6 protein-coding genes are annotated in these 9,485 nt (G+C 63.6%); 5 read left to right on the top strand and 1 reads right to left on the bottom strand.

The features are described 5' to 3' along the window. Positions 1-264 precede the first annotated feature (264 nt). Together VGL22_RS15285 and VGL22_RS15290 are read left to right on the top strand one after the other, a co-directional pair. Complete coding sequence (locus VGL22_RS15285) at positions 265-1,653, top strand: DUF3300 domain-containing protein (RefSeq protein ID WP_465267804.1); 1,389 nt, start codon at positions 265-267, stop codon at positions 1,651-1,653. A 102-nt stretch (positions 1,654-1,755) separates the two neighbouring features. After that, the gene (locus VGL22_RS15290) at positions 1,756-2,697 is read left to right on the top strand and encodes a DUF2950 domain-containing protein (protein WP_465267805.1); all 942 of its coding nucleotides are present in this window, start codon (positions 1,756-1,758) and stop codon (positions 2,695-2,697) included. Positions 2,698-2,842: 145 nt separating this feature from the next. Here VGL22_RS15290 and VGL22_RS15295 read toward each other — a convergent pair whose 3' ends face one another. After that, positions 2,843-4,297, bottom strand: a complete 1,455-nt coding sequence (locus tag VGL22_RS15295; protein ID WP_465267806.1) for a glucuronyl esterase domain-containing protein — start codon at positions 4,295-4,297, stop codon at positions 2,843-2,845. Positions 4,298-4,517: 220 nt separating this feature from the next. Between VGL22_RS15295 and VGL22_RS15300 the strand changes: the two genes are divergently transcribed. From VGL22_RS15300 to VGL22_RS15310, 3 genes are all read left to right on the top strand, one after another. Beyond that, complete coding sequence (locus tag VGL22_RS15300; RefSeq protein WP_465267807.1) at positions 4,518-6,227, top strand: HAMP domain-containing methyl-accepting chemotaxis protein; 1,710 nt, start codon at positions 4,518-4,520, stop codon at positions 6,225-6,227. A 217-nt stretch (positions 6,228-6,444) separates the two neighbouring features. Beyond that, entirely contained in the window at positions 6,445-7,851 is a 1,407-nt protein-coding gene (gene sthA / locus VGL22_RS15305; protein WP_465267808.1) for a Si-specific NAD(P)(+) transhydrogenase, read from the top strand. A 277-nt stretch (positions 7,852-8,128) separates the two neighbouring features. Then, the gene (locus VGL22_RS15310; RefSeq protein ID WP_465267809.1) at positions 8,129-9,025 is read left to right on the top strand and encodes an ROK family protein; all 897 of its coding nucleotides are present in this window, start codon (positions 8,129-8,131) and stop codon (positions 9,023-9,025) included. Positions 9,026-9,485 lie beyond the last annotated feature (460 nt).

Below are 9,485 nucleotides of genomic sequence, written 5' to 3' on the forward strand. Positions count from 1 at the left end.
GCTGCGAACGTCCGCCTCCTGCGATGGCTGTAGATTCTGCCAGTAGAATTACCTGTCCCCAAAGCTAAACATGCGAATGGAAAATCCCGCTGCCGCGGAGACGAGGTCCGTTCCATGTCAGGCCGACCCGAATCAGGCTGGGCTCTCAAGCTCGCCCGCAAGCATTTCGCTCCTGCCTCTCCTCAACGCACACCTAATTTGCTCAGAGCCCTCGTGGCCGTTGCGTGTTCCATCGCTCTGGTCCCAGGAGACATCTGGGCCTCCATGCCGCTCTCCTCGCAGGCCGCGGCGCCAGCCCCGGCAAGCCAGAGCGCTCCGGCTGCGAAGATTCCCGCCGATCAGCTCGACGCCCTGGTCGCTCCTATCGCGCTCTATCCCGACGCGCTTCTGGCCCAGACCCTGGCGGCTTCCACTTACCCGCTCGAGCTTGTGCAGTTGCAGCAGTGGGTGGAAAAGAACAAGACCCTCAAAGACAAGGCTCTGGCGGACGCGGTCGCCAAACAGCCGTGGGACCCCAGCGTCCAGTCCATGGCGGGCCTGCCTGACCTCATCAAGCGCCTCACAGACGATATCCAATGGACCACCGACCTCGGCAACGCCTTCCTCGCGCAGCAGAGCGACGTCATGGACGCCGTCCAGCGCATGCGCAAGAAGGCCGAGAGTACCGGCAACCTGAAATCCTCTGACCAGCAGAAGGTTGAAACGCAGGTCATCGAGAATAAAAGCGTCATCGTCGTCCAGCAGTCCAACCCTGAAGTCATCTACGTGCCCTCCTACAATCCAACCGTCGTGTACGGGCCTCCCGTCTATCCCTACCCGCCTATCTATTACCCGCCGCCGGGATACTATGCGGCTGGGTTGGCCATCTCCTTCGGCGTCGGCATTGCCATGGGCGCCTTCTGGGGCGGAGGCTCGTGCTGCGGATGCGGCTGGGGCGGCGGCAACGTCAACATCAACGTCAATAACAACTTCAACCGCAACACCAACGTGAGCCGCGGCAACCGGCCTTCCCAGCTTCCCAGCGGCGGGCGCGGTGGCGTTGGAGGCGCAGGTGGCGTCGGTGGTGTGGGCGGCGCCGGTGGTGTCGGCGGTGTTGGCGGAGCGGGCGGCCTTGGAGGAGTCGGTGGTGCCGGTGGGGCCGGCGGTGTAGGCAGACCAGGTGGAGCCGGAGGTGTTGGCGGCGTCGGCGGTGCTGGCGGCGGCTCATGGCAGCACAATCCCTCCCATCGCGGAGGAACTCCCTACGGCGACCGCGGCACAGCCAATAAGTTCGGCGGCGTAACCCGCGGTGACTCGCTCTCCAACCGCCAGTCGAACGCCCGGCAGCAGGTTGGCCGCTCAGGCGGCAATCTCCCCAGCACCCGAGACGGCGGCGGCAACCGAGGTGGCAGCGGAGGCCTCGGCGGCAACTCCGGCGCGGGCGGAAACCGGTCGAATGCCGGTGGCCGTGGCGGCGACAGTATTGGCGGCCGCGATCTCTCCCGCAGCGGCGGCGGCAACAGCGGCGCCTTCGGTGGCGGAGACCGCGGCTTCAGTGGTTCCAGCGCTCGCAACTCCTCCAGTCGCGGATCGTCCAGCATGAGCCGCGGAAGCAGCGGCGGAAGCCGCGGGGGCGGGGGCGGAAGCCGTGGCGGCGGTGGCCGGCGCAGGTAAGAACTGCAATTTCACCGAGAGTCGTTGGGGAAACCTATGAGACATATTGATTCAAATCGGAATGCCCTTTGTCTGATCGTTCTTCTTGCCGCGATCGCAAGCGTGAACCCCCTTTCCGCGCAGCAGCCCGCGGCCCCCAAGGCGGCCCCGGCTTCTACGCCAGCGAAAGCTGTTTCCGCCGGCGGCGCAGCCATGGGCCAGACCACCTTCGCCACTCCGCAACAGGCAGCCGACTCTCTGGTCGCTGCGGCCGACAAGTTCGATCAGTCCGCTCTGATTGGCATCTTTGGACCCGACGGCAGCAAAGACATCGTCTTCAGCGGCGATATCGGGCAGGACCGCAAGCACGCCGAAGATTTTGTCGCCAAGGCCCGCGAGAAGAAGGACGTTTCCGTCGATCCTAAAACCGGAAACCGCGCCTTCCTCCTCGTCGGCAGCGACGACTGGCCGTTCCCCGTTCCCATGGTGAAAAGCGGCGGCAAATGGTTCTTCGATGCAAAAGCCGGCCGCCAGGAACTCCTTTTCCGCCGCATCGGAGAAAATGAGCTCGACGCCATCGCCGTCTGTCACGGCTACGTGGATGCGCAAGTCGAATACGCCTACCGCAAGCGCGAGGGATACGACATCAACCAGTTCGCCCAGCGCATCATCAGCACGCCCGGCAAGCAGGATGGCCTCGCCTGGAAGAACGCTGACGGCCAATGGGAAGGCCCCGTAGGCGAGAAAATCGCGGAAGCAGTCGGCGAGGGCTACGACCTCGGCCAGCCTTATCACGGGTACTACTTCAAGATCCTGAAGGGGCAGGGACCCGATGCTCCCCTCGGCCGGCTTGACTACCTCGTCAAGGACGCCATGATCGGTGGATTCGCCCTCGTTGCCTCTCCCGCGGAGTATGGAGTCACCGGCGTGCGCTCGTTCCTCGTCAGCCAGGACGGCGTCGTCTACGAGAAGGACATGGGCCCCTCCACCCTCGACCAGTTCAAGGCAATGGAGCTCTTCAACCCCGACAAAACCTGGGACCCCGCCGAAGACGACACCCAGTAGAGCTTGAACTTGTCACCCTTAGCGGAGCGGTGCGCGGGGAATGACCTGATCCACCTCCATCCAGCCACAAACCTCTCGTGCATCCTGTCGCCTTCTTTCTGGCGACAGGGTCGGAGGCCACGAACCCATCCCAGTTCGTCCGCCCTTACCGCCCCATTCCCGCCAGCACCTTCTCGCCCGCCGGCGCATGCAGATACTTCCCGGCAAAATCCAGGAACGCCGGCCAGTTCGGAGCCGGCGTATGCCCATAAGGATGCTGCCGCCACGCCAGGTCGCCCGCCGCAACCGTCGTGCCCACGGTGGGAAACTCGGCCGTCGCCAGCCCCTTTGCGCCCAGCAGCCTGTACACCGGCCCCGCCGCCACCTCCGCTAGAAACATTCCCCTGGGGTCCGCCCACGCATCCCCGCCCGCCTGCGCATACCCATCCCCATTGTTCGATCCGCCTCCTATAAACACCGGGCGGGGCGCGCTCAGTGCGATCAGCTCGTGATTGTCGACCGGCAGGTCGCCCGCATTCAGCGGCCCGCCATAGCGCAGAAAATTCCCGCAGAACCAGTGATACAGCGACGCCGACGCCAGGTTTGCCATCTGCTCCCCGTAAATATGCCTGTACAGCTTCGCCCCACCCTCCCCTGACGAGCTTGAATACGCAATCGCGAAGCGCGGATCAAAAGCCATCGTCACCAGCACCGCCTTGCCAAACCGCGAATGCCCCACCAGCCCCACTTCCTTCGGGTTGACCGCCGTGTCACTCTCCAGATAATCAAGCGCACGGCTCGCGCCCCACGCCCACGCGCGCAGCGCACCCCAGTCATTCACGCCGCGCGGCTGCCCCTTGTTCATTAATCCGATAATCCCCTGGGTCAATCCGCCGCCATCGTCTGCCTGAAAGCTCAGCGGATTCAGCACCGCAAATCCCCAGCCCCGCGCCAAAGCATCGTGCCCATCCACACCCCAGTGCCCCGGCGTTCCGGGCGCCGCCGGTGCTTCAAAGGGCCTCGCCAGCGCCCGTTCCCAGTCCTTCTGAAACGCCATCTCCATCAGCACCGGCACAGGCCCGTCCACGTGCACCGGCGTGTACAGAATCATGTCGATATTTACCTGCAGCGCCGCATACGACGCATTGTCCACATGCCCCACCAGCCGTTTCGTCATCACGTCGATGCCGCGCCAGTTCTCCGGCCTCTCGCTCTCCACCTCCCACCGCACCGCGGGCGGATGCTCCGGCGCGCGCCCCAGAATCTCGCGTTCATAGTCGGCCACAATCTCCGGCCTTCGCTGCCCCCACCACTGCGCGGGAGTCGTCACCCGCTCGCCGCTTTTCAGCACCAGCGCATCCGGCAGATTGGGATACACATGCGCCTTCGCTTCGTCATAGTTCGCCGCATGCGGGGCCCCCGCATCCGTGGCCGGCGCACGCCGCATCTGCTCGTCGCGCAGCCCCAGCAGCTTCAGCAGCCGCTCCCGGTCCTGCTCTGCGGTCAGCTTCACCGGCGCCGCGGCGTTCGGCTTCTCCGCTGGCTGTTTCACAGTGGACGGAGCCTGAGCGGCAACACCGAGAGTCAATCCCAGCGCCGCCAGACCGAGCGGCGCTGCCATCCAATGAGCACGAATCCTTGCCCGCATAAGAAAGTCCTTAGAACTGTAGTTGCGCGCGCCAAGAATATCGGCTTACCCAGGACAGCGCAATCTGTTGTGGAATGGCCTCTTTGCATGCGCAGCCCGCGCAAGTCTGTTCCGCGGTTTTGCGGAAACCTCTCAAGTCTGTTGTGACCGTGCCGATGAGGATCACGGATTCCTTCGTGAAAGGTGTGTTCGAATGTCCGTTGCCCGCAACATCTCCATCTCCAGAAAGTTCTATCTCGCTTTCGGCGCCGTGTGCGTCCTTTGCGTCGCACTTGGCGCTTACACCTTCTTCACCTCACGCAGCATCTCTGCCATGAGTTCGGATGTAAGCATCAATGCCTTTCCCTCCGTCATCGCCCTCGGGGATGTTCAATCCGCCATGAATTCCCTGCGCCGCCAGGACTTCGACGCGCTCCTGTGCCAGACCCCTGATTGCCTCGCCAAACACCAGCAACTCCGCCAGCAGGCGCTTCAGGATTACCAGACCGCCCTGCACAAGTACGAACTCGCCCTCTCGTACCCGGGAGAACGGGAGGCATACCAGAAGTTTCTGCAGAGCTTCGGGCGCTATCTCGACGTTAGCCAGCGCGCGTCGGCCTTCATGGGCGCCGGTAAAACGGGCGATGCCATGGATCTGCTTACCGGCGAAGACACCGTGGCCATCTTCGCCGCCGCCCTGAGCGACTCCACCTCGATTCTCAGTCTCAACATTCGCCTTGGCACAGGCAGTGCGCAAGGCGCCACCCGCGCCAGCATGCGCGCGGAATGGATCTCCGTCACCGCCACCCTCTCCATCGTCGCGCTCTGCATCCTCGTGGGCGTAACCCTCACCCGCCTGATCGCACCTCGCATTGGGCGCGCCACCGCGGCGCTCGAGAAACTGGCATCCAAAGATCTCACCGCCTACGTCAACGTCACAGGCAGCGACGAAATCGGACGCCTCGACGAGGCCTTCAACACCAGCGTCTCCACGCTCCGCGACATGATTACCTCCGTGGGCAAGAGCGCGGAAACCCTCTCCTCGGCCACGAGCCAGATGAGCGCCCGTGCCGTGCAGGCCGCCAGCAACGCCAATACCCAGTCCAGCAAGACCAACCAGATTGCCGCCGCTGCCCAGGAGATGACAGTCACCATCGGCGAAATCAGTCACAACGCTGAAAGCGCGGCGCAGGCCAGCCGCATCTCCGCTGAAACCGCCGACCAGGGGGGCGCCGTCATGCAGTCCGCCGCCCAGACCATGGAACGCATCTCCGCCGCCACCAGTTCCGTCTCGGAAAAGATGACCTCCCTCGCCGCCCGCTCCGAAGAAATCGGCAAAGTCGTCAACGTCATCCAGGAAATCAGCGAGCAGACCAACCTGCTGGCCCTCAACGCGGCCATTGAAGCCGCGCGCGCCGGCGAACACGGCCGTGGCTTTGCGGTCGTGGCCGGCGAGGTCCGCCGCCTCGCCGAACGCACCAAGGGAGCCACCGAAGAAATCGCCGTCACCATCCGAAGCATCCAGGACGAAACCCGCGACACCCTTAATGTCATGGATCAAAGCCGCTCCGCCGTCGAAACGGGGCTCGCCGAAACTAACCGGGCCCGCAAAAGCCTTGAAGCCATCATCGAATCCTCCAAGCAGGTCGAGCACCAGATCGAGCTCATCGCCACGGCCGCCACCGAGCAGACCGCTGCCTCCGGAGAGATTTCCGAGTCCGCCGGATCTATCTCGCAGATCGCCATGGAAACCTCCCAGGGCGCCGAAGAAACCGTCCAGGCCCTCAGGAATGTCGCCGACATCGCCGGCGAACTCGATTCCATGATCCACCAGTTCAAATTCGCCGCGGATAGCCAGGACGGTGGATCCTTCAGCCCGCGCCCGCAACCCGCAACCCTGAACGTGCGCACCGCACATTCCTGATTCCCTGAATCGCACCAAACCCTCCGGCGCTGCTGCGCTCTTTGCCCTTCGCAGCAGCGCCTTTCTTTCCCTGCTTCCCCCGCAATCTCCATCCCACTCCATCGCATCCTACCGGGGGTCATTATGGTAGCCTCCGGTTGAAGGGCTCAGCGCGTCGGGCCGCTGAAGACCCCTCCGGCTCAACTGCATCGAACCGTTTCTGGAGAAAGAGACTCGCATGAGCGCCGTCAAGTATGACCTCACCGTGATCGGCTCGGGGCCTTCCGGACAGCGCGCCGCCGTGGCCGCCTCCAAAATGAAAAAGCGCGTCGCCGTTGTCGAGGCGCGCTCGGTCGTGGGCGGAGTCTGCATCAACACCGGCACCATCCCCTCCAAAACCATGCGCGAAGCCGTGCTGCACCTCTCCGGCTATAACTACCGCTCCGTCTATGGCATGAATTACCGCGTGAAAGAAAAGATCACCATGGGCGATCTCGCCTTCCGCGTCCAGGCCGTTATCAAGACAGAAGTCGACGTCACGGAAGCCCAGCTCTCGCGCAACGGCATCGATGTCGTGCACGGCACGGCACACTTTGTCGACCCCACGCATGTCCGCGTCGAAGGCCCCGCCGGCGACACCACCCTCGAGTCCGATCGCACCATCATCGCGGTCGGCACCAAGCCATCCTCCTCGCCCAAGGTCCCCATCAACGGCCGCACCATCATCAACAGCGATCAGGTTCTCGAACTCCCCTCGCTGCCCCGCTCCCTCATCGTCGTCGGCGGCGGCGTCATCGGCGTTGAATACGCCTGCATGTTCGCCATCCTGGGCGTGCGCGTCACCATCATTGAAAAGCGCGCCAAGCTCCTCGAGTTCGCCGACCAGGAAATCGTCGAGGCTCTCAGCTATCACCTACGCGACAGCCGCGTCACGCTCCGCCTCGGCGAAGAGGTGCAGAGCGTCGAAGAGCTCCCCGACGGCGGCGTGGTCGCCAATCTGGAAAGCAAGAAGCGCGTCTCCGGCGATGCCCTGCTCTACGCTGTCGGCCGCCAGGGCGCGGTGGACGACCTCAACCTCGCCGCCGCCGGCATTGAAGCCGACGCCCGCGGCCGCATCCCGGTCGACGAGCACTACCGCACCAAGGTCGATCACATCTACGCCGTAGGCGACGTCGTCGGCTTCCCCGCCCTCGCTTCCGTCTCCATGGAACAGGGCCGCATCGCCGCGCACCGCGCCTTCGACGACGGTGAGACCACCACCAACCCCAGCTTCTATCCCTACGGCATCTACACCATTCCCGAGATCAGCTTCATCGGCAAAACTGAAGAGCAGCTCACCGACGAAGACGTGCCCTACGAAGTGGGGATGGCCTACTATCGCGAGACCGCGCGCGGCCAGATCCGCGGCGACACCACCGGCCGCCTCAAGCTTATCTTTCACCGCGACACGCGCAAGGTGCTCGGCGTACACATCATCGGCGAAGGCGCCAGCGAGCTCGTCCACATCGGCCAGGCCGTCATGACCCTCGACGGCAGCGTCGACTACTTCGTCGATACGGTCTTCAACTATCCAACCCTCGCCGAGTGCTACAAAGTCGCAGCCTTCAACGGCCTGGGCCGCCTGCATCGCTACCAGGCCGGCTAGCCCGGCGGCAAATGTGTCTGGCGTGTGATGAAACATGACAGCGAGGCAGCCGCGAGAGGTCCGCGCCGCTCCCGCCCAGGTCTGCAAAGACCTCTGGCCGGCATCCAACCTGCTGATCGCAGCGGCTCAAGGAGTCATTGCCCACGCTGCGGGTCGCAGTGACACAATGAGACTGCGGGCCGGCAGCGTAGCATGGTCAGAACCGGCCGCGACGCCGCCCGCGCCGGAACTTCACCAGTCGGTAAGAACGCGCACTCACGCTTCGGAGGGAAACACCATGACAGTCGCCATCGGCGTTGTGATGACGGAACACATCGTGACGGGACGGCTGCACGACCACGCCCTGGTCGGCGCCCCCATTCGGTTCCCTTCCGATGCCGATGAACTCGATGCCCTCACTGCCCTGCCCAGCGGCGATCTCGTGGAGATGCTCGCCTCCAACGTCGCCAGCCTCGTCCAGAACGGCGAGAAAGTCGACGCCATCGGTGTGGCCGTTCCCGGCATCGTCCGCCACAACATCGTTGAAGACAGCCCCAACCTTCCCCAGCTCAAAGGCGTACACCTCGGCGAGGAGCTGGGCAAGGCCCTGCAGTCACGCGCCATCGCCGCACCGGTCCACATCGCCAACGACGCCGATGCCATCGCCGCCGGAGTGGCCGCCACCCGGGGCCATCTCAACCGCCTCACCCGCGTCTGGACCATCGGCAACGGCATCGGCTACGGCCGCTGGCCCTACGTCGAAGGCGTTTGGGAAGGGGGTCACATCACCGTCACCCTCGATCCCAAAGAGAAGTTCTGTGGATGCGGCGGCGTGGGCCACCTGGAAGGCATCATGGGCTACCGCGCCATGCGGCTGCGCTTCCTCGACAAGGAGCCCGAGGAGGTCTTTGCCGCCGCTCGGCAGGGCGATCAGAAATGCCTCGAGTTCGTCGATCTCTGGCATCGCGCCCTCGCCGCCGGCACCGCGTCCTTCATCCACCTGGCAGGCCCCGGCAAGTTCTACTTCACCGGCCACAATGTCAAATTCCTTGAAGTCGGCCTGCTCCGCTCGCACCTCGAATCCATGGTGAAGATGAGCCCCCTGCAGAGCTTCTCCCTCGAAATCATGGAGCCCGATGACGAAACCGCCCTCATCGGCGCCGGCGTCAGCGCCGTCCGCGCCCTGACCTGGTGAAGGGTTGGCTGTTCGGTACTTCGCGATTTTATTGGGGGGCCCAGGATTTCCGTGGGGAGTGATTCGAAGGCGCGCGGCCTGGTGAACGGATTCGATCCGCACAGTTACTAATGAGTAATATTACCGCCCATTTTTGATTGATCCATCATGCGGTTTATTCGCTTGAACTTCGTGTTTTATTCGGGTTCAGGGCGAAAATCGATGTAACAGAATAAATCAAATTAAGCTATTATGGTTCAGGTACTTGCAAGATATCTTGCCGTGCTAAACCTGCAGCGAATGGGGGTGAAACCCTATTAGTTTTCTGGTAAACGGTCCGATGCGGATGGATGGGCAGAAAGTGGGCTGCGGAGCGGAATGGCACGGGACGCGGCATGGGTCGAGAGATCGATTGTGAACCAGAGTGAACCTGTGGGGCTGTGCCGGCGGTCACAAGCGAGCCGCCGGGAGCCAGTCTGGC

Origin of the sequence: Occallatibacter sp. (assembly GCF_036502485.1) — a bacterium.
GTDB lineage: Bacteria > Acidobacteriota > Terriglobia > Terriglobales > Acidobacteriaceae > Telmatobacter.

Bases quoted from the DNA above. Each gene is read 5' to 3' on its own strand.
- VGL22_RS15310 (WP_465267809.1), top strand. From the start codon at position 8,129: ATGACAGTCGCCATCGGCGTTGTGATGACGGAACACATCGTGACGGGA.
- sthA (WP_465267808.1), top strand. From the start codon at position 6,445: ATGAGCGCCGTCAAGTATGACCTCACCGTGATCGGCTCGGGGCCTTCC.
- VGL22_RS15285 (WP_465267804.1), top strand. From the start codon at position 265: ATGCCGCTCTCCTCGCAGGCCGCGGCGCCAGCCCCGGCAAGCCAGAGC.
- VGL22_RS15295 (WP_465267806.1), bottom strand. From the start codon at position 4,297: ATGGCAGCGCCGCTCGGTCTGGCGGCGCTGGGATTGACTCTCGGTGTT.
- VGL22_RS15300 (WP_465267807.1), top strand. From the start codon at position 4,518: ATGTCCGTTGCCCGCAACATCTCCATCTCCAGAAAGTTCTATCTCGCT.